An 18,613-nucleotide genomic window follows, 5' to 3' on the forward strand; every position below is an offset into this window, starting at 1 on the left:
GCCAGACCGGGGACGGCAACGATATGAGAAGGGCCCCGATCGGGGCCCTTCTCATATCGTCAGCGCACGCCTCGACTGGCCTGCTTTTACTCCGCCCCGCTGGTCTGATTTTGCTCCGCCGTTGACATCCAGGGCATCTCGACACGATCGGTCGACGATCTGGTGAAGGCGATGGGCGGGACCGGCGTCTCGAAGAGTCAGGTCAGCCGGCTGATCACCGAGATCGACGAGCGCGTGAACGCCTTCCTCAACCGCCCGCTCGAAGGCGAGTGGCCATACCTGTGGATCGACGCGACCTACCTGAAGGAGCGCGAGGGCGGCCGGATCGTCTCGACCGCGGTGATAGTGGCGGTAGGCGTCAACACGCTCGGCAAACGCGAGGTGCTCGGCGTCGCGAGCGGTCCGTCAGAGGCCGAACCGTTCTGGAAGGGCTTCCTGCGCTCGCTCGCCGATCGTGGGCTGCGCGGCGTCAAGCTCGTCATCTCGGACGACCACAAGCCTGTCCTGAGCTTGTCGAAGGGGGGCTGCGCAGCGCCGCTGGCAAGGTGTTCAATGCGACCCAGCAACGCTGCCGGGTCCACTGGATGCGCAACGCCCTGGCGCATGTCGGTGCGAAGCAGCGACCTGCCGTCGTCGCCATGCTCAAGACGATCTTCGCCCAGGAGAGCGCCGAGGCCGCCCACGAGCAATGGCACCACGTCGCCGACGCGCTGCGCGAGCGATACGAGAAGCTCGCCATCATGATGGACGGCTCGCGCGAGGAGGTGCTCGCCTACATGGCGTTCCCCAAGGAGCACTGGGCGCAGATCTCGTCCACCAACCCGCTCGAACGCGTCAACAAGGAGATCAAGCGCCGGGCCGACGTCATCGGCATCTTCCCCAACACCGCCGCGGTCATCCGCCTCGTTGGCGCGCTCATGCTCGAGCAGAACGACGAGTGGTCGGTGTCGCGCCGATACATGACGCTGGAAACGATCGGCACGTTGAGCGATAACCCGCGCATCAGCCTGCCAGCACTGGCAGCCTGATATCCTTGGCCCGGCTGAGGATCGGTGTTCCTACACCACGCCATGGGGCACTACCCTTCTGCCCAATCATGCTCATCGCCGAAAGCCCACGGAGTGATGACCGCCATAATCGCTGCTACGTATAGGAGTTCAGCATCGTCAGAAGCCTTGCCTCCAAAATGATCGAATATCTCATGCCATAGTGTGACGACATCCGGATCATACGACAGTCCGGTCAGGAACTCTGGTTCTGCCCAGTGCCACCATGCCAGATAAAGCAGGTGCAAGGCCCGCTCTCGGTTACGATCCCCTTCGGCCCAGCCCTCGCGTAGCACCCGATAGGCTTCTTCCATCGGCCAATCCTCCTAGGTGCTGGCTATACCACTGGGGATCGCGATGTCCGCTCCCCACCCAATCCCGGCCGTTTGCCGATGTGACCGAGCCCGCTGCTAGCGCAGCGGGTCCGGGGTGCTGACCCGGCCAGGCCATCGCCTCAGCGGGGGCAGCGCTGCGCTTGTGGATGGCTCCACGCTGCCACCGCTGATATCAGGCGGTGTCATTTCTAATTGGCGGCGAATGTGTCTTTTCTAACTAGCAGCAACAGTTGTAATGACCGGGGAGGGGTCTTGTCGGCTGGTGACGACGTAAGTGGTCCGCTGTCTATCCGACCCGGTCGCGTCGCGAACCGATAATGGCGATTATCTCCGGCAAATGGATGATGCCGAAACCGATCACTGCAGAGAGCAGGCTACCGGCGAGGTTCTCGACGTAGCGCTTCGGGAAGATGCTCGATGCCATCCAGCCATGAGCCACGCCGATCAGGCCGATCGTGTAGACGCATGTCGCCGTGAGCGACGACGCGATCAGGACGCGCGCCGCGAGCGTGAAGTTTGGCTTGCGTGGAGCGAGTTCATCATCGCCAGCTCCGAGCTGCCCATGCCGAGGACGACCAGAGAGCCGGCTGCGACCTCCAAGCGATCAATCGCGGTAATCCCGCCCGTTGGACGGAACCGAGCATCACATTCTTCCATACCGTTTGTCGTGGTCACGTCGCCATCAGCGGCGGTCAATCGGCTTCACCTTTCGGGCGACGATCTCGCGCGCGAGCTTCGCGAAGAACCCGGGTGGCACGATCCCGTAAACGTAGCTGCCATTCTGTCGGTCGCGGACGTCATGGCCCATCCAGTCGAAGCTATTCGCCTCGCTGACGACAATCGCGCTCTCCGTCGCTCGCGACAGGCCCATGGCCTTGCCGACCTCGGCCGGGATCCGCATCGAGTTGGTCGGGTCGATCTCGCCCTTGGTGGTCACCGGCACGACGATGTAGCCGCGAGCGTCCGCCGCGACGATCACGACTGGTCGCTCCTTGACCCCCTCGTCCCGGCCAGCGGCATACTCGCTGCTGAACAGGTAGACGTAGTTGATGACGGCGCCGGCACCGGGCGAGCCACTACCGGTCTTGCCAGTCGTAGCGGCCGGAGGCGATTTCGGCGTCGCTGGGGATGCTGGCTTCAATACGCGCCGCGTCGTCATCGGTCATGCTCTCGGTGGTGAAGATACGGCGGTTGGCGTGCAGCGCCGCGAGAGCGGCTGCAGCGCGATCGAGGTAGTCGATGCTGACTACTGCCGCGTAGCGCCGGCGGTTCTTGGTGAGAACGACGGGGCCTTGCTGGCTCTGGTCGACGACCGTGCCGGGGTGATTATGGAAGTCAGTCAAGGCGACCGACGCGAAGGCCTCGGGCTGGGTGGCCATAGATACGCTCCGGATCGTGAGTGTCTCGATATAGCCAGAATGGCCAATCTAGCCAAGTCTTCTCGTGCGACGTTCTCGTTCGTCGCGTAGCTGGTCGACCAGCTGTCGGTTGGGATGGCGCTGGATCAGGCGATCCAGCGCCGCGTCCGGCAGTCGAGACGGCTCGAAGCGGGCGCCCTTCGGCTTCGGCGCAGAACGCCCAAGGGCCGGCAGCCGGCGTCGGTTCCTCACCTCCACGAGCAACTCCCCCCTCTCCGCTCGCGTGAAGGCACGATCGAGTCCGTAGAGCCACCCGGATCAGGCCTCGATCAGCATCTGCTCGACGCGCGCGAGATCGTCATCGTGGTGGCAGGCACGGACCCGGTCTAGGGTCAGTTCGCGGGCGGTCTCGCGCGAGCGACGATGATGGTCGCTGCTCGCCGCCTCCACCGCAAATAATCGGTGCATGAGGCGGACCTAAGCTCCCATGCTTTTCCATGCAAAGGGTCTGGTGTGGGTCTCGGCGATGGCCGGTAGGCGCGCTCCGGCCTGAGCGTCCGATGTGGCTGTTTTTCGCCGAATGTAGATAAGCGTCGAAGCGGGACCCCGGAAGAATTTGGCTAAGGCATTGTGGTGGATGACAAAAGCGGGTTTTTTGGGGGTTCTGATCGGCGCCGATCGGGACCCCCGGTAAACTGGAAAATATCAAGCTTTCATAATCGGTTCCGCCGTCATCAGATGGGGTCCCCGTTCGACGCTTATCCACACCGGGGATGCCCGCCCCGCCGGCGCGGCAGCGCTCGGCGAGCGTGCCCTGCGGGCAGAACTCGACCTCCAGCTCACCAGCCAGATACTGGCGCTCGAATTCCTTGTTCTCGCCGACATAGGACGAGATCATCTTGCCCATCTGACGGGTGCGCAGCAGTTTGCCGAGCCCCTCGCCGTCGATGCCGGCATTGTTGCTGGCGACGGTCAGGCCCTTCACCCCCGCGTCGCGGATTGCGTCAATCAGGCGCTCGGGAATGCCGCACAGGCCGAAGCCGCCGGCGCAGATCGTCATCCTGTCATGCAGCAGCCCGTCGAGCGCCGACGCGGCATCAGGGTAGAGCTTCTTCATGTCAAAGATTCTTCAGTGGAATGTAAGCATCCGGTGAGGGCCTCGGCTAGGCGGCCTTGAGCAGTTCCGCTGGTCGCCGCCAATTCCATGGGAGCAGTTCGTGGAGCTGTGTCTGGGGCATGTCGGCGATGCGGGTGAGGACGTCGGCGAGCCATGCCTGTGGATCGATGTCGTTGAGCTTGGCAGTGACGATCAGCGTGTACATGAACGCGGCGCGCTCGCCGCCGCGGTCGGACCCGGCGAACAGCCAGGCTTTCCTTCCAAGGGCCACGCCGCGCAGGGCTCGTTCGGCGGCGTTGTTGATCAGGCAGATACGACCGTCGTCGAGGAACCGGGCGAACGCAACCCAGTCCTTGAGCATATAGTCGATCGCGCCCGCGACCGGGTTGTGGCGCGCGAGCGCGACACGCTGTGAGCGCAGCCACTGCTCCAGGTCGGTAACGAGCGGCGCTGCGATCTCCCGGCGCACGGCGAGCCGCTCGGCGATGGCTGCGCCATTGACCGCGCGATCAACCTCGAAGACCCTGTCGATGCGGTTGACCGCTTCGGCCGCGATCGGCGAGATGGCTGCCGCACTCTTGCGGCGCTTCAGCTGGCTGGCGACATCGGCCAGCTCGAAGAACTTGCGCCTGGCATGAGCCCAGCACAGCGCGCGGATAAGCGGTGCCGGCGACCGGTCGGTACGGAACAGCGCGTTGTAGCCGGCATAGGCGTCAGCCTGCAGGATACCGCCATAGCCGGTGAGATGCTCGACCGGATGCTCGGCGCGGCGGGTCCGCGAGTAATGGAACAGGGCGGCTGGCGGCGCGGGACCGCCGAACGGTCAATCGTCGCGAACATAGGTCCACAGCCGCCCGACATCGGCCTTGGTCTTCGCCAACACCGGCACGGTGGTATCGTCGCCGTGGAGCCGCTCGGCGGCGAGAACATGGGCCTCGATCAGCAGGTGGAGCGGTCGCAGCGCCGCGGCGCAGGCGCCGACCTGATCCGCGAGCGTCGAGAGGCTGATGTCTACGCCTTCGCGTGTGGAAAAGCGTCGAACGGGGACCCCATCTGATGACGGCGGAACCGATTATGAAAGCTTGATATTTTCCAGTTTACCGGGGGTCCCGATCGGCGCCGATCAGAACCCCCAAAAAACCCGCTTTTGTCATCCACCACAATGCCTTAGCCAAATTCTTCTGGGGTCCCGCTTCGACGCTTATCTACAGTCAAACGGCTAGGAAACAAAGACGGGTGTACGTTTTTCGTTAAAAGCGGACATGGCTTCGCCGAAGTTACTGCTCGCCATGCACAGCATCTGAGTGTGCTCTTCGAGCTTCATCACCGACTCGACATCATTAACCAGACCTGCGTTGTTCAGGGTTTCCTTGGTCTTGCGCAAGCCCATCGGCGACGTGCGGCGCATTTCGTCGATGAGCGCCTGCGCCGCTGCCTCCAACGCGTCGTCATCGGTTACGTCCGAGACCAGCCCCGTCGCTAGCGCACGGTCAGCGCCGATGAAACGACCCGTCATCATGAGTTCCGACGCGACGGAGAGGCCAACCGTTCGCGGCAGAAAGAAGCTAGTGCCGAGTTCGCAGCCTGAAAGGCCAAGCTTCACGAACGCGACGTTCATCCTCGCTGAGCGTCCCGCGATGCGAATGTCAGAGGCGAGCGCAAAGCTAAAGCCGCCGCCGCATGCGGCGCCGTGGATCAGTGCGATGATCGGCTGTGGGCACGAACGCATCCTCAACACGACCTCCAGCAAGGAAGCTTGCGGCTCTCCCTCCCCGCCGCCTCCTGACTCCACTGTTCCCTTCATGAGGTCCAGACCCGCACAGAACGCCCGTCCAGCGCCCCGCAATACGACGATGCGCCGCGAGTAGTCGTTCTGAAGCCCCGAAAAGTACTTCCAGAGCTCCATTGTCATCTGGTTATTCACCGCGTTGAGGCGGTCTGGGCGATTCAGCGTCAGCCAATCTACGTCACCCTCCGACACGATCTTCAACGTTTCGTACTCCATGATGCACTCCTTGAAATATTAGCGTTGCCCGGTTTCCTCATCCAGCCTGAGGATGAGCGTCCGGCTTCGGTTTGGCGGTGATCTGGCCAGGGCGACGGCATATCCGACCGGCTTCGGCGAGCCAAGCGAGGTGCGCAGACGGCTTTTACCGTAATCTTGCCGCCGCGCTCCAATCATGGCCCGGTCGATCGGTGACAGGAGAATGCGCACGGTCAATCACTCGTTGCGAGGGCGGTCTTTGAACGATTTCGCGAAGCGTTTTCCGGTTGCCTCGGCGGGCTGGCTGATGTCGAGGGGACCGAGTTCTATCATGCCCATGAGAGGTGGTAGAGATCAGCAGGTGGTGTTCGCCGGGCCTGGTGATCGCAGCCGAGCGGAAGAGCTCACGAGGGACGAGCTGCAGCTCCCAGTCAACGTCGGGCGTGCGGGTGAATAGCGCCCTTTTTACGGTTCCCAATGGGCCCAATTCCAATCAGGGCTACCAAGTGACCTTAGCGGTCGCAGCGCGGCCCGATCGAGATGAGGTTGGCCCTTCCCCCAGCCAGCCTTCGCCGTCGCAGATCGCGAGCAGATGCTCGATTGACACTATCGACACGGCGTAACGCGCGAGCTGCCGCAGTCTTGCCGTGCGTCGGCCGGATGTCGGCCGGGTGTCGCGGTTAAGCCCGTTCGCCGAACGCCGCGTTCGGGGCCTCCGGTGCAGTGCAGCCATTAGGAGTACGCTCCCCCGAGGTTCATTTCCTGCCGCCCTCGGTTACGGCTTGACGTCCTTCTGTTATCGTATCATAATCTGACTGACTGTTAAACAGAATTCCTTTCAGGATTCGGGCTGGAAAGCTTTGAGCGGTTTGGAAGAGGAGCGGAAATGGGCAACAAAGTGTGTGTGGCGGGCGTGGGCATGATCCCCTTCATGAAGCCCGGCCAGAGTGATAGCTGGGACGTCATGGCCGAGCGCGCGATCCGCGCCGCCATGCAGGATGCGGGGATCACGTTCGACCAGGTGCAGCAGGCCTTCGCCGGTTATGTCTACGGTGACTCGACGGCGGGACAGTCGGCGATCTATCGGGTCGGCATCACGGGCATCCCGATTATCAACGTCAACAACAACTGTTCCACCGGCTCGACCGCCCTTTATCTCGCACGCCAGATGGTTGCGTTAGGCGGGGCGGATTGCGTGCTTGCCGTAGGTTTCGAGCAGATGAGTCCGGGTGCGCTCGGCTCATACTTTCCAGATCGAAAGCCCGCGATGGAGAAATTTGGTGAGGTGCAGGAACGGGTCCAGGGGATCGAAACGCATTCGCCCTTGGCGGCCCAGATGTTTGGCGGGGGCGGTGTAGATTATCAAAACCGCTACGGCGCCAAAGACACCACATTTGCCGAGATTTCCGTCAAGGCGCGCCAGCACGCCGCCAACAATCCCCTAGCAATATTCCGCGCTCCGTTGACGCTTGAGGAGGTCATGGCCTCGCCGAAGCTGTATGGCCCAATCACCCGCTATCAAGCTTGCCCGCCAACCTGCGGAGCGGCCGCGGCAATCCTATGCACTCCTGAATTCGCCGCCAAGCACGGTGTCGACGCGTCGGTCGAAATCAAGGCGCAGGCGTTGACCACGGACGTCGCTGGAGCCTTCGAGGGTGCATCGATGATGCGGGTCATCGGATACGACATGACGCGCAACGCAGCGCAGCAGGTATACGAAGAGGCGGGCATCGGCCCCGAAGACGTTCAGGTGGTCGAGCTTCACGACTGCTTCACCGCCAACGAGCTGATCACCTACGAGGGTCTTGGCCTTTGCGGCGAAGGTGGTGCGGAGCAATATATCCTCGATCACCAGAACACCTACGGCGGCAAGCACGTCACCAACCCATCCGGCGGTCTTCTCTCGAAGGGCCATCCCCTTGGTGCTACTGGGCTCGCGCAGTGCTTCGAGCTGACGAAACAGCTGCGGGGGGCTGCAGAGAAGCGGCAGGTCGAGAACGTAACTCACGCTCTTCAGCATAACCTTGGCCTTGGCGGCGCATGCGTCGTGACGCTGTACGGCCGGGCGTGAGCTTGCGATGATCGACAGATCGTTCATAGGCGCAACTTCCCCGCCGCGCGAGGTCGACGTTGAGAAGGGGCAGCTGAAGTTTTTTGCCAAAGCGACCGGCGCGACCGACCCGATCTATTTCGACGATGAGGCTGCGCGCGCGGCGGGTCATCCCACAATCCCCGCACCTCCAACCTTTGTATTCAGCTTGATGTTAGCCGTCCCACCCAAGGGAGTTGATATCTTCGTAGATCTCGGCGTGTCGAAGAAGAACGTTCTGCACGGCGAGCAGGCGTTCTCGTATCACAGGGGCATTTACGCAGGCGATTGCATGACTCTCGTATCGAGCATCCCTGACATCTATGACAAGAAGGGCGGTGCGCTTGAGTTTATCATCCAGGACACGACGGCCACTAATCAGCTCGGCGAGCTTTGCGTGACGATGCGAAGCGTCACCGTTGTTCGAAACGGGGGGGCGGAGCGATGACAACGGCGATTAAGTTCTGCGATTTCCAGGTGGGTGACTCACTACCGGATCTTGTTCGGGGACCGATCACGCGCGGAACGCTGGCGTTGTTTGCGGGCGCCTCTAACGATCACATGTTACTGCACATCGACTCAGATTTTGCCAAGAGCGCTGGGCTACCCGATGTGTTCGGGCATGGGATGTTATCAATGGCCTACCTCGCTCAAATGTTGACAGGATGTGCGCCACAACAGCGGCTCCGCTCGTGGAACGTCCGCTTCGTCGCGATGACGCCGCTGCATGCGACAGTCACTTGCTTCGGGACAGTGACCGAATTGGTCGACCTCGACGGCAAGCGGTGCGCTCGCCTCAGGATTGGTGCGCGGACTGACCAGGGGGTGCAAACGTTGGACGGCGAAGCCGTCATTGGACTCGATGACAGTGATCAGGAGAAATTATGAGTAAATTGGCAGGCAAGGTTGCACTCATCTCGGGTTCTGGGCGCGGCATCGGTCGCGCTCTGGCACTCAAGCTTGCGTCCGAAGGCGCCAAGGTAGTGGTGAACGATCTTGACGAAGTTACAGCCGGGGAGGTGGTTAAATCGATCGAGGCGCTCGGGGGCCAAGCAGTGGCTTGCGTCGGGAACGTTACGGCTCCCGATTTCGGCGAGCGCTTCGTCGAGACCGGCCTCAAATCGTTCAACGGCCTCGACATCATCGTCAACAACGCGGGCTACACACTCGACGGCGTCATTCAAAAGCAGACCGACGAGCAGTTTCAGTCAATGCTCGACGTTCACGTGCTGGCACCATTCCGGATTTTGCGTGCCGCGGCGGAACCGTTGCGCGCGATGAGCAAGAAGGAGGCAGCTGAAGGTGTAGAGGTGATACGTAAAGTCGTAAACGTTTCCTCTATGTCCGGAACGAACGGCAATGCCGGCCAGATCAACTACTCGTCGGCGAAGTCAGCACTCGTCGGCATGACAAAGACTATGTCGAAGGAGTGGGGGCGCTACAAGGTTTGCGTGAATTGCGTCGCGTTTGGCTTTATCGCTACCCGTCTGACCAAGCCCAATGACGATCCGGAGAGTAAAATCGAAATCGCGGGCCGTGAGATTCAGGCTGGCGTGGCTCCGGCGGCGCTTTCCTCGCTTGCGTTTGCGGTTCCCCTCGGACGTGCTGGCACGCCTGAAGAGGCCGCAGGCAGCATTTACCTCTTCTGCATTCCCGAGAGCGACTACGTTAGTGGTCAGACCCTTTTGGTGGGCGGCGGCATCAACATGTGATCGGAAGGGAAGCAGTCCCTAAGGTCTCTGTACTCGGGATGTCTTGGAATCGTTACGGGAGGGACCCAAAAGTTCCGACGTTGAATTCGATATCTGGGGCATGACAGCGAGCGAGACATAGTCGGTTGGGTTAGTGGTCAGCCCGTCATTGGATTATAGCAGAGTACCGGGGCGGGACCGCAAGCGACGGCGGCTCGGAAACGACGCAGGTCTTCGTGTCAACGCGCATACGTTGCGAGTTAATATTGTTGAATTGGGACGATGATGAACGTTTCCTTCCAAACCGCCGATGCAGATTTAGGCGACGCAGACTCGGCTGAGCTTGAGCAGGTCCGCCACACGGCGTTCCGTTTCTTTGCGGAGGAAGTTGAACCCTACTTCGCGGCTTCGGAAAAGCGCGGACACGTCGATCGTGAGTTGTGGCGCAAAGCCGGCTCGTTGGGCCTGCTGTGTCCGACGATCTCTGAAGAACATGGCGGTTTGGGGGGCGATTTTCGCCACTCGCGCGTCATCATTGAGGAAATGGCCAAAAGCGGCTGCGAATTGGGCGGACTCTATACGCACTCGGACATCGTCGTTCCGTACATCGCGCGTCTCGGGACAGCAAATCAGAGGGCCAAATGGCTCCCCGGCTGCATCAGCGGTGATGTCTGGACATGCATAGGGATTAGCGAGCCAGACGCTGGCTCGGACATGCGGGGCCTGCGCACGCGCGCTGTACGCGAGGGCGCCGAGTGGGTTCTCAGCGGCCAAAAGATCTTTATCACCAATGGCTGGCTTGCTGATCTGGCGATCATTGTCGCGAACACGGGCGATAAAGCACAGGGTGCCAAAAGCCTGTTTCTGGTCGAAACGGATCGACCAGGATTTCGCAAGGGACGCCTGCTTGAGAAGGTGGGCCAGAAGGCTCAGGATACGGCCGAGTTGTTTCTCGATGAAGTTAGGGTGCCGGCGGATGCTCTACTCGGCGAAGAAAACAGAGGATTGGCCCATTTAATGCAAGAACTACCGCGCGAACGGTTGCTTATCGCAATCTCGGGGCTGGCGTCTGCGCAGACCGCCTTCGATCTGACGGTCGCCTACGTGCGCGAGCGGCGCGCTTTTGGTAAAATGATTGGCGATTTCCAGTCCACCCGCTTCGCGCTGGCTGAAATGAAGGCGGAGTTGGAAGTCGGCAAGGCGTTTGTTAGCGACTGTGTCGCCGCCGTCCTGAGCGGCACGCTCGGCACGACACGCGCTTCGATCGCGAAGCTTTGGGTTACCGAGATGCAAGGCCGTATCGTCGATCGCTGCGTTCAGCTGTTCGGAGGCTACGGATATATGTGGGAATATCCGATCGCCCGTGCCTTTGCCAACGCACGGGCGCAGCGGATCTACGGGGGCAGCAACGAGATTATGAAAGAGATCATTGCCAGGGACGTATACGCATGACGCGGACGTACCAGCATATCAAATGGCATCGTCGGGGTCGCGTGCTAACGCTCACGCTGGATCGGCCCGACGAACTCAACGCCGCTAACGAAAGCCTGCACGAGGAGCTGTCACACATCTTTCGAGATGCGGACGAGGATCCGGGTTCGGATGTCATCGTACTGACCGGGGCTGGGCGGGCATTTTGCGCGGGCGGCGATGTGGCGTGGATGCAGCGTGCGATCGATGATCCGTCTTTGTTCGAGCGTACCTGCTTCGAAGCCAAGCGCATTATCTTCTCGATCCTTGACTGCGAGAAGCCGATTATTGGCCATATCAACGGTCACGCGATAGGTTTCGGCTGCACGCTCGCCCTATTCTGCGACGTCACCTTCATGAGCGCGGACGCGAAGATCGGCGACCCGCACGTGTTGATGGGCGTGGTGGCTGGTGACGGGGGGTCGATCATCTGGCCCCAACTGGTGGGCCTTTCGCGCGCCAAGGAATATCTGATGACGGGCGACGCGATTCCGGCGGTGAAAGCCGCGGAATGGGGACTCGTCAATCATGTTCTGCCGCCGGCGGAACTGGGGGATGCAGTAACCGCCTTTGCTGATCGACTGGCCGGAGGAGCGCTGAAGGCAATTCGCTGGACGAAGGTCGCGCTCAACATACCGCTTAGGCAGGTTGCCCATGCCGCAATGGACGCGGCGATTGCCTATGAACTCTCGACGAATTTGAGCGAGGATCACCAGGAGGCGGTTTCGGCTTTTATTGAAAAACGCCCTCCAACGTTCAAGGGCAAGTGACTTGTCGATCGAAATAAACCTGTCGGGCCGCAGGATATTGGTCACCGGCGCCGCTGGCGGCATAGGGGCGGCTTGTGCGAAGTACCTAGTCGCAGCCGGCGCTGAAGTAATCGTTGCGGATATCTCGAAAGAGCGCGCGGACGAGGCGCTTGCTCAGACCGGAGCAAGTATCGGCCTCGCAGCCGACGTGTCGGACGAGGCGTCCGTCGAAGCTCTGTTCGTGCAGGCGACAGACGCGCTGGGCGGCGTGGACGGCATTGTCAACAATGCGGGGATTGTGGAAAAACGAAGCGGAACACGTCGGCAGGAGTTGTCCGATTGGCAAAACGTGATCGATGTGAACTTGAAAGGCGTATACCTGATTGCGCGGGCTGGCGCCCGACGAATGGGAGTTGGTAGCTCGATCGTGAACATGGCGTCGATCACAGGCCTCGCGGGGATGCCCGCGTCTAACGCATATGGCGTCAGCAAGGCCGGCGTGGTGATGATGACGAAGACGCTTGCATGCGATCTCGCGCGGCTGGGAATAAGAGTCAACGCGGTGGCGCCGGGGATCATTGAGGCCCCGATGGCTGAAGGCATCATGGAGCACGGCCCGCACGGCCGCGGCGCCTTTGAACGCCGAACGCCAATGGGCCGCCTGGGGCGTCCGGACGAGATCGCTGTGGCAACAGCATTTCTTCTATCCGATTTGGCCAGCTTCATCACGGGTGCCACCTTGCCAGTTGACGGTGGGTGGACGGCGTTCGGGGGGATCGGAGACGCGTCTGCCCAAGGCCACCTAGCGAACTGATGATGTGCTGTCGCAGCTCAACGCATGGCACCAAACCGCAAATTGCAACACGGTACCGCCGTCGGGGATCAATCGATGTCTGAGCAGAAAACTCGCAATTTAGTCGATTCAAATCTTCTGCCATTGCTCGACAGCATTCCTTTCTACGAGCTGACACGGGAAATTCTGCCCGAGCTTCGGCAGGCCTTCGGGGCGCGACTAGGATTAGTCGAAAACGCGACGGCATTGAGAAACGTCGAGTCATCGGTCCGTGTGTTCCCTGGGGCTGAAGGTCAACCCGACGTCACCGTCGTCGTTCACTGCCCGCGTAAACGCACCGGTTCAACCGGCGCCATCCTCCATATACACGGTGGCGGCTACGTCACCGGTGACGCGCAAAGCCAAGCCCCCATTCACAGGGAAATGGCCTGGGCCTTAGGCTGCGTGATCGTGTCGGTTGATTACCGCTTGGCCCCTGAAACGCATGCGCCGGGCGCCGTTGAGGACTGCTACGCTGCTCTTGGCTGGCTCAACCTAAACTCGGAGCTTTTTGGGGTTGATCCCGCCCGTGTGGGGGTGATGGGGGAGAGCGCCGGAGGCGGTCTCGCCGCCGCGCTCGCGCTTCTAGCACGTGACCGAGGCGAACACCGGCTTGCCTTTCAGCACCTGATTTATCCGATGTTGGACGACCGGACCTGCACGACCACCCAACCCAACCCCTTCGCGGGAGAGTTCGTGTGGACATCCAAGAAAAACCGGTTCGGCTGGGCTAGCTTCCTTGGAACAGAGCCTGGTTCGAGCGGAGTGTCGCAGTATGCCGCACCGGCCCGCGCGCTTGATCTGTCCGGGCTCCCGCCGACTTTCATCGCTGTGGGGGCATTAGACCTGTTCGTCGATGAGAATATTGCTTTTGCGCATCGTCTGATACGCTCCGGGGTGCCCACCGAATTGCATATCTATCCCGGTGCGTTTCACGGCTTCCATTTTGACCAAGCCGCTGAGGTAACGATGAAAGCAAACGCGGACAGTAATGGCGCTTTGGCTCGAGCTCTTTCAAGAAGCGTCTTGATCACGTAGACAAGGTTATCGGGCAAGCGAGAACCAGCGCAATGTGCAAAAAGTGTTTGCGTAGGGCAGGAGTTTGCCCCCGCCTCGGCTGCAGAATTCTTCTCTGCGGCACCGACTTCTCTGTGGGACGCTAACGGCTGATAAAGCGCGTCGCGATTTTTGCAACCAAAAGCTAGGGACGAGGAAAATGTACATCACGCAGGGACTCCACCGCACGGCTCAGCTTCACCCGGACCGTTTAGCAACCATATTCGGTGACCGTCGCCGTCGTTGGAGCGAGATCATTGACAGGGTCGGCCGCCTCGCACACGGATTGGTTGCACTTGGCATTGAACGAGGCGATCGCGTTGCCGTCGTCGCGCTGAACAGCGATCTTTATCTTGAGGTCTACTACGCCGTCGCTTGGGTTGGGGCGGTGATCGTTCCGGGCAACACGCGTTGGTCTATGCCTGAGCACATTTTCGCGATGCAGGACAGCGGCGCAAGCTTCCTGTTTATCGGCGGTAATTTCGCGAACATTGTTGAACCGATTTTACAAAACGTCGCGGTAAGCGCAACCATATTCATGGAGGAGGGCGAAGTGCCTTCGGGCATGCTCGGGTACGAGAATATCATCTCTGCTCACGAACCTATTAATGACGCCAGCGGGCACAATCATGACCTCGTTGCTTTGTTCTATACGGGCGGCACAACGGGGCGTGCCAAAGGTGTTATGCTCTCGCATCATAGTCTCATGTCCAACATTCTGTCTTCCCAGGCTACAACCCCCCTCGCCCCGGGTCTGGTTTATCTCCACTCTCCGCCTATGTTCCATCTCGGCGATGCGGCAATGGTCTATACTGTGACAATGCTTGCCGGCACGCATGTGATAGTGCCATCCTTTTCTCCGGAGAATGTCATTACCGCGATCGAGCGGGAACGCGTCACTGATGCAATCCTCATGCCGACGATGCTCGGCATGATGCGTGAGTATATGATCAAGCACGGCGGTGACCTGAGTTCGGTAGTCACGTTAGCTTATGGCGCGTCTGCTATATCCGAAACAGCGCTGAACCAAGCAATGGAACTGTTTCCCAATGCTGCATTCAAACAGGCATATGGCCAGACAGAACTATCGCCCTGCGCCACTCTGTTGCTGCCAGAACACCATCGTACCCAACCCAACGGTAAGTCCTATCTGCGCTCCGCCGGGAGGGCGATACTCGGAGTTGACCTCCGGATTGTTGATGAAAATTGGAAGGATCTGCCGCTCGGCACCGTCGGCGAAGTTGTTGTGCGAAGCGATGGTATAATGCTCGGATATTGGCACTTGCCTGAAGAAACCGCGACGACTTTGGTGGACGGTTGGCTGCGTACCGGCGACGCGGGGTACATGGATGATGAAGGCTTCTTGTACCTTGTCGATCGGGTTAAAGACATGATTGTCTCAGGAGGCGAGAATGTTTACTCGGCCGAAGTCGAGAATGCGTTGGCGGCTCATCCTGCCATTTTGGAGAATGCGGTAATCGGCGTACCGGATGAGAAATGGGGGGAGCGCGTTCATGCTATCATCCGACTTCGGGAAGGAGTGACCATCACCTCAGAGGCGGTCATAGCGCACTGTAAGGCATTTATTTCCACTTACAAATGTCCGCGCTCGGTTGAATTTCGTGAGATGCCGCTGCCACTATCCGCTCAAGGCAAGGTTCTTAAGACGGAACTGCGCAAGCCGCACTGGAAGGGCACGTCGCGCGCGATCGCCTGACACGCGGGCAATCACTTCGATGCGACCACTCATACGAGCGCTCGTATGACCACTCGCATCCGCCCTGACTTCCTGAGCCACCACGCCGCTCCGCTCAAAGCGGCAAACATCGAAGCAATCCCCTCAGCCGCAAGGCGGCCTTCACGCCCCGCTTACTACCGCCCTATGGTCCGGTTGCGATGTTCAGGGTGTTGATCCTGGCCATATAACACCGTCAGCGACGCGCGGATGGAATTCCTGATCCGCGACACGCTGAGCTGGCTGCGGTTCTGGGCTTCGGGCGACACATCGGGGCGGGGCCGTTCTTCTGGGTAAGCGATGTTCTCAGGCCACGGCAGCGGCGCGGTTCCAGGGCATGAGCTGATTGAGGGCGGTGGCGCTGTGGCCGGCGGCGAGACGGGTCAGTGTGTCGGCAAGCCATGCCTGAGGGTTGGTCCCGCTCAGCTTGCAGGTCTCGATCATGCTGGCGATCACGGCCCAATGGTCGCCGCCATCGTCGGACCCAGCGAACAAGGCGTTCTTGCGATTAGAGCGGATTCCTTTCAGTCCGGATCATAGCCGCAGGAGCTGAAGTAGTTGGCGCACTCGTGCGGCTCGAAGAGGTCGACCAGCTTGCCGATGAGGTTCCACAGGCCGGAGACGGATCGCTCGCCTGCCTTGCGGAGCATGGCTTTGAGGCGGGAGAAGGCCTTTTCGATCGGGTTGAAGTCGGGACTGTAGGGTGGAAGGAAAAGCAGCCGGGCGCCGGGCGCCTCGATCAGCGTGCGGACGCTCGCGCGTTTGTGGCTGGAGAGATTGTCCATGATCACGACGTCGCCAGGCTTGAGGGTACGCACGAGCATCTGACCGACATAGGCCTCGAACCACTCGCCATTGATCGGCCCGTCGAGCACCATCGGCGCGACCATGCCGGTCATGCGCAAGCCGGCGACCAGCGTAGTCGTTTTGCGATGGCCGTGTGGGTAGCCCATTCGCAGCCGCTCGCCCCGGCAACAGCGGCCGTGGCTGCGGGTCATGTTCGTCGCGGTCCAGGTCTCGTCGATGAACACCAACTGCTCGGGGTCGAGGTCGAGCTGGCCGTCGAACCACGTCTCGCGCGCGCTCAGGACGTCGGGACGATCCTGCTCGGCCGCGTGGCCGGTCTTTTTTTGCGCGTGATCCCGTGCCGGGCGAAAAAGCGGTGCAGCGTCGAGATCGCCACTGTCACACCCGACTGCCCCAGCTCGCGGCGCAACTCGTCCAGCGTGATGTCGCGGCGAGCGCCGTGCAGCGCCAGCACGGTGTCCCGGTGCGCCTCGATCCGCTGCGATCGCGTATCCCCGCCCTGCGGCTTTGCGGCATAGCTGCCTGTGCTGCGGCGCTGGTCGTGCCAGCGGATCACCGTCGCGGCCGCCACCCCGAACCGCCGTGCCGCGGCCCGGCAACTCATCCCCTCGTCAACCGCGGCCAGTGCCCGCGACCGTAGGTCCATCGATAACGGCTTGCCCATCCATGCCGACCTCCATTCAGCCAGCACTCTGAATCAGATCGGCACGTCCGTGTGAATCCCCTCCCGACTCATGCCGGCCGGAAAACCCTCTAAGGGCCAGAGGACGGATCGAACGCTCGACGGTGTTGGAGTCGATCTCGATGCGACCGTCGTCGAGGAACCGGCTGAGCCCTGTCCAGCGGGTGAGCGCATAGCGGATCGCGTCGGCGAGCTTGCTCTTCCTGCTCGACCTGGCGAGGTTGGCGTCCAGGAACCGGCGCAGGTCGGCGACGACGGGCGCGCTCAGCTCCTGACGCGCGGCACGACGCTCATCGGGCGAGCGGCCGCGGATGTCCTGTTCGATCGCGTAAAGCCGGGCGATGCGGACCAGCGCCTCGGTCGCGACCGGGCGCGAGGCGGCGATGTCGAAGAAGCCGCGTCGCACATGTGCCCAGCAATAGGCGAGCTGGACCCGGTTCGATCGGCCGAGCGCGTTGTAACCGGCATAGCCGTCGAGCTGCAGCACGCCGGCGAACCCCGCGAGGTGCTCGGACGGTCGTTCCGCCTTGCGGTCGGGCGCGTAGACGTAGGCGACCGCGGGCGGATCGGCACCGCCCCACGGTCGGTCGTCGCGAGCATACGCCCATAGCTGCCCGGTCTTGGTCCGCCCGCGCCCGGGATCGAGCACCGGCGCGGTGGTCTCGTCAGCGAACAGCTTGGGACTGCGCTTCAGGTTGGCGAGCAGGTGATCGCGCAGCGGCGTCAGCCACCATGCCGCCCGCCCGACCCAGTCGGCGAGCGTCGAGCGGTCGAGCACCACGCCCTGGCGCGCGTAGATCTGGGCCTGCCGGTACAAGGGCAGATGGTCGGCGTACTTCGACACCAGCACATGCGCGATCATCGCCTCGGTCGGCAGCCCGCCCTCGACGATGCGGGGCGGTGCCGGCGCTTGGACCGGCGCGGCCTCGCAGGTGCGGCAGCCATAGCGCGGGCGGCGGGTGACCAGCACCCGGAAGCTCGTGGGCACGACGTCCAGCCGCTCGGCGACATCCTCGCCGATGATGTGCAGCGTGCCGCCGCAGCAGGCGCAAGCCGTGCTCTCGACGTTGATTACCTGCCCGATACGCTCGAGATGGGCGGGAAGCCGGCCGCGGTTGACGTTGCGATGCCTGGGCTCGCGATCCGGAGCGACGTAGTCGAGCTTGGCCGCGACGCGGGCCAGCGCCGCCTCGGTCTCCTCGAACGCGAGGCTGAGCTGATCCTCGGACAGCTGCTCCGAGCGCGCGCCGAAGCGGTGTCGCTGAAGCGCGGCGATGATGCCGGTCAGCCGCTCGATCTCCGCGTCGGCCTGGGCACCGACGGTCCGCAGCGCGCTGATCTCCTGGTCGCGCCGGCTGATCTCGCCACGCGCTTCGACAAGCATCGCCTGAAGCAGCGCAGGATCGTCGGGAAGCTCGGCCTCGACCAGCATGGGCGCAAGTGAATCAGCCCCGCCGCCCCTAGTCAACCGGCGATCTGCGGCGCGATCGGGCGACGTCCGGCATGGACCCGGCGCCAGTCCAAGCCTTCCAGAAGTGCAGCCGCTTGTGCGGCGGTCAGCCTCATCACGCCATCCTGGACGGTGGGCCACTGAAACGCGCCCTGCTCGGTAACTGCTCACGGGGTTGGCGGGAGAGGGTTGCGGTGGGCGCGAGTATCTGA

The 18,613-nt window shown here is 61.7% G+C and carries 16 protein-coding genes and 5 pseudogenes; 10 read left to right on the plus strand and 11 right to left on the minus strand.

From position 1 onward, the window contains the following. Positions 1 to 126: 126 nt before the first annotated feature. Positions 127 to 1,028: pseudogene (locus ACFE65_RS15760) on the plus strand (IS256 family transposase); the annotation flags it as partial. 50 nt (positions 1,029 to 1,078) lie between these two features. Here ACFE65_RS15760 and ACFE65_RS15765 read toward each other — a convergent pair. The 7 genes and pseudogenes from ACFE65_RS15765 to ACFE65_RS15795 all read right to left on the minus strand — a co-directional run bounded on the left by ACFE65_RS15765 (position 1,079) and on the right by ACFE65_RS15795 (position 5,861). Continuing rightward, the gene (locus ACFE65_RS15765) at positions 1,079 to 1,360 is read right to left on the minus strand and encodes a hypothetical protein (protein ID WP_375383321.1); all 282 of its coding nucleotides are present in this window, start codon (positions 1,358 to 1,360) and stop codon (positions 1,079 to 1,081) included. A gap of 307 nt (positions 1,361 to 1,667) precedes the next feature. Then, positions 1,668 to 1,805 carry a hypothetical protein gene (locus ACFE65_RS15770; RefSeq protein ID WP_375383322.1) on the minus strand — a complete coding sequence of 46 codons (138 nt, stop codon included), beginning with the start codon at positions 1,803 to 1,805 and terminating at the stop codon, positions 1,668 to 1,670. A 258-nt stretch (positions 1,806 to 2,063) separates the two neighbouring features. After that, positions 2,064 to 2,360, minus strand: coding sequence for a hypothetical protein (locus ACFE65_RS15775; protein ID WP_375383323.1), 297 nt, complete (start codon positions 2,358 to 2,360; stop codon positions 2,064 to 2,066). Positions 2,361 to 2,457: 97 nt separating this feature from the next. Then, positions 2,458 to 2,760 (minus strand): type II toxin-antitoxin system prevent-host-death family antitoxin, encoded by a 303-nt coding sequence (locus ACFE65_RS15780; protein ID WP_375383324.1) that lies wholly within the window; start codon positions 2,758 to 2,760, stop codon positions 2,458 to 2,460. A 337-nt stretch (positions 2,761 to 3,097) separates the two neighbouring features. Beyond that, the gene (locus ACFE65_RS15785) at positions 3,098 to 3,856 is read right to left on the minus strand and encodes a CoA transferase subunit A (RefSeq protein ID WP_375383325.1); all 759 of its coding nucleotides are present in this window, start codon (positions 3,854 to 3,856) and stop codon (positions 3,098 to 3,100) included. A gap of 46 nt (positions 3,857 to 3,902) precedes the next feature. Further along, positions 3,903 to 4,880: pseudogene (locus tag ACFE65_RS15790) on the minus strand (IS66 family transposase); the annotation flags it as partial. Between the two features lie 195 nt (positions 4,881 to 5,075). Beyond that, the gene (locus ACFE65_RS15795; RefSeq protein ID WP_375383326.1) at positions 5,076 to 5,861 is read right to left on the minus strand and encodes an enoyl-CoA hydratase/isomerase family protein; all 786 of its coding nucleotides are present in this window, start codon (positions 5,859 to 5,861) and stop codon (positions 5,076 to 5,078) included. An 865-nt stretch (positions 5,862 to 6,726) separates the two neighbouring features. Between ACFE65_RS15795 and ACFE65_RS15800 the strand changes: the two genes are divergently transcribed. From ACFE65_RS15800 to ACFE65_RS15840, 9 genes are all read left to right on the plus strand, one after another. Next, a complete protein-coding gene (locus tag ACFE65_RS15800) occupies positions 6,727 to 7,911 on the plus strand; it encodes a lipid-transfer protein (protein ID WP_375383327.1) in 1,185 nt (394 codons plus the stop codon). A gap of 7 nt (positions 7,912 to 7,918) precedes the next feature. After that, positions 7,919 to 8,377, plus strand: a complete 459-nt coding sequence (locus ACFE65_RS15805; RefSeq protein WP_375383328.1) for a MaoC family dehydratase N-terminal domain-containing protein — start codon at positions 7,919 to 7,921, stop codon at positions 8,375 to 8,377. Continuing rightward, positions 8,374 to 8,817 carry a MaoC/PaaZ C-terminal domain-containing protein gene (locus ACFE65_RS15810; protein WP_375383329.1) on the plus strand — a complete coding sequence of 148 codons (444 nt, stop codon included), beginning with the start codon at positions 8,374 to 8,376 and terminating at the stop codon, positions 8,815 to 8,817. The genes ACFE65_RS15805 and ACFE65_RS15810 overlap by 4 nt, the downstream gene beginning before the upstream one ends. After that, positions 8,814 to 9,641 (plus strand): SDR family NAD(P)-dependent oxidoreductase, encoded by an 828-nt coding sequence (locus tag ACFE65_RS15815; protein ID WP_375383330.1) that lies wholly within the window; start codon positions 8,814 to 8,816, stop codon positions 9,639 to 9,641. The genes ACFE65_RS15810 and ACFE65_RS15815 overlap by 4 nt, the downstream gene beginning before the upstream one ends. Positions 9,642 to 9,902: 261 nt before the next feature. Further along, on the plus strand, positions 9,903 to 11,072 hold the full coding sequence (locus ACFE65_RS15820; RefSeq protein ID WP_375383331.1) for an acyl-CoA dehydrogenase family protein: 1,170 nt from the start codon (positions 9,903 to 9,905) through the stop codon (positions 11,070 to 11,072). Then, positions 11,069 to 11,860: an enoyl-CoA hydratase/isomerase family protein gene (locus ACFE65_RS15825; RefSeq protein ID WP_375383332.1), complete on the plus strand. Its 792-nt coding sequence runs from the start codon at positions 11,069 to 11,071 to the stop codon at positions 11,858 to 11,860. The genes ACFE65_RS15820 and ACFE65_RS15825 overlap by 4 nt, the downstream gene beginning before the upstream one ends. Before the next feature lies 1 nt (position 11,861). Further along, positions 11,862 to 12,653, plus strand: coding sequence for an SDR family oxidoreductase (locus tag ACFE65_RS15830; protein ID WP_375383333.1), 792 nt, complete (start codon positions 11,862 to 11,864; stop codon positions 12,651 to 12,653). A 75-nt stretch (positions 12,654 to 12,728) separates the two neighbouring features. Beyond that, positions 12,729 to 13,709: an alpha/beta hydrolase gene (locus tag ACFE65_RS15835; protein ID WP_375383334.1), complete on the plus strand. Its 981-nt coding sequence runs from the start codon at positions 12,729 to 12,731 to the stop codon at positions 13,707 to 13,709. A 178-nt stretch (positions 13,710 to 13,887) separates the two neighbouring features. Continuing rightward, positions 13,888 to 15,444 carry a long-chain-fatty-acid--CoA ligase gene (locus ACFE65_RS15840; RefSeq protein ID WP_375383335.1) on the plus strand — a complete coding sequence of 519 codons (1,557 nt, stop codon included), beginning with the start codon at positions 13,888 to 13,890 and terminating at the stop codon, positions 15,442 to 15,444. A 324-nt stretch (positions 15,445 to 15,768) separates the two neighbouring features. Here the strand turns inward: ACFE65_RS15840 and ACFE65_RS15845 are convergent. From ACFE65_RS15845 to ACFE65_RS15860, 4 genes and pseudogenes are all read right to left on the minus strand, one after another. Further along, positions 15,769 to 15,990: pseudogene (locus ACFE65_RS15845) on the minus strand (transposase domain-containing protein); the annotation flags it as partial. After that, a protein-coding gene (locus ACFE65_RS15850; protein ID WP_375383336.1) for an IS630 family transposase occupies positions 15,987 to 16,933 on the minus strand; the annotation gives its coding sequence in 2 pieces (ribosomal slippage) (positions 15,987 to 16,597 and positions 16,597 to 16,933; 948 coding nt in all). The gene ACFE65_RS15850 and the pseudogene ACFE65_RS15845, both read right to left, overlap by 4 nt. A 91-nt stretch (positions 16,934 to 17,024) precedes the next feature. Continuing rightward, positions 17,025 to 18,383: pseudogene (locus ACFE65_RS15855) on the minus strand (IS66 family transposase); the annotation flags it as partial. Positions 18,384 to 18,415: 32 nt separating this feature from the next. Continuing rightward, positions 18,416 to 18,547: pseudogene (locus ACFE65_RS15860) on the minus strand (IS66 family insertion sequence element accessory protein TnpB); the annotation flags it as partial. Between the last annotated feature and the right edge of the window lie 66 nt (positions 18,548 to 18,613).

It is taken from the genome of uncultured Sphingomonas sp. (genome assembly GCF_964237335.1).
Classification (GTDB): Bacteria; Pseudomonadota; Alphaproteobacteria; order Sphingomonadales; family Sphingomonadaceae; genus Sphingomonas.

Coding starts and splice junctions, on each gene's coding strand:
- ACFE65_RS15780 (WP_375383324.1), bottom strand. CDS start 2,760: ATGGCCACCCAGCCCGAGGCCTTCGCGTCGGTCGCCTTGACTGACTTC.
- ACFE65_RS15820 (WP_375383331.1), top strand. CDS start 9,903: ATGATGAACGTTTCCTTCCAAACCGCCGATGCAGATTTAGGCGACGCA.
- ACFE65_RS15810 (WP_375383329.1), top strand. CDS start 8,374: ATGACAACGGCGATTAAGTTCTGCGATTTCCAGGTGGGTGACTCACTA.
- ACFE65_RS15805 (WP_375383328.1), top strand. CDS start 7,919: ATGATCGACAGATCGTTCATAGGCGCAACTTCCCCGCCGCGCGAGGTC.
- ACFE65_RS15800 (WP_375383327.1), top strand. CDS start 6,727: ATGGGCAACAAAGTGTGTGTGGCGGGCGTGGGCATGATCCCCTTCATG.
- ACFE65_RS15765 (WP_375383321.1), bottom strand. CDS start 1,360: ATGGAAGAAGCCTATCGGGTGCTACGCGAGGGCTGGGCCGAAGGGGAT.
- ACFE65_RS15825 (WP_375383332.1), top strand. CDS start 11,069: ATGACGCGGACGTACCAGCATATCAAATGGCATCGTCGGGGTCGCGTG.
- ACFE65_RS15795 (WP_375383326.1), bottom strand. CDS start 5,861: ATGGAGTACGAAACGTTGAAGATCGTGTCGGAGGGTGACGTAGATTGG.
- ACFE65_RS15815 (WP_375383330.1), top strand. CDS start 8,814: ATGAGTAAATTGGCAGGCAAGGTTGCACTCATCTCGGGTTCTGGGCGC.
- ACFE65_RS15770 (WP_375383322.1), bottom strand. CDS start 1,805: ATGGCATCGAGCATCTTCCCGAAGCGCTACGTCGAGAACCTCGCCGGT.
- ACFE65_RS15785 (WP_375383325.1), bottom strand. CDS start 3,856: ATGAAGAAGCTCTACCCTGATGCCGCGTCGGCGCTCGACGGGCTGCTG.
- ACFE65_RS15840 (WP_375383335.1), top strand. CDS start 13,888: ATGTACATCACGCAGGGACTCCACCGCACGGCTCAGCTTCACCCGGAC.
- ACFE65_RS15835 (WP_375383334.1), top strand. CDS start 12,729: ATGTCTGAGCAGAAAACTCGCAATTTAGTCGATTCAAATCTTCTGCCA.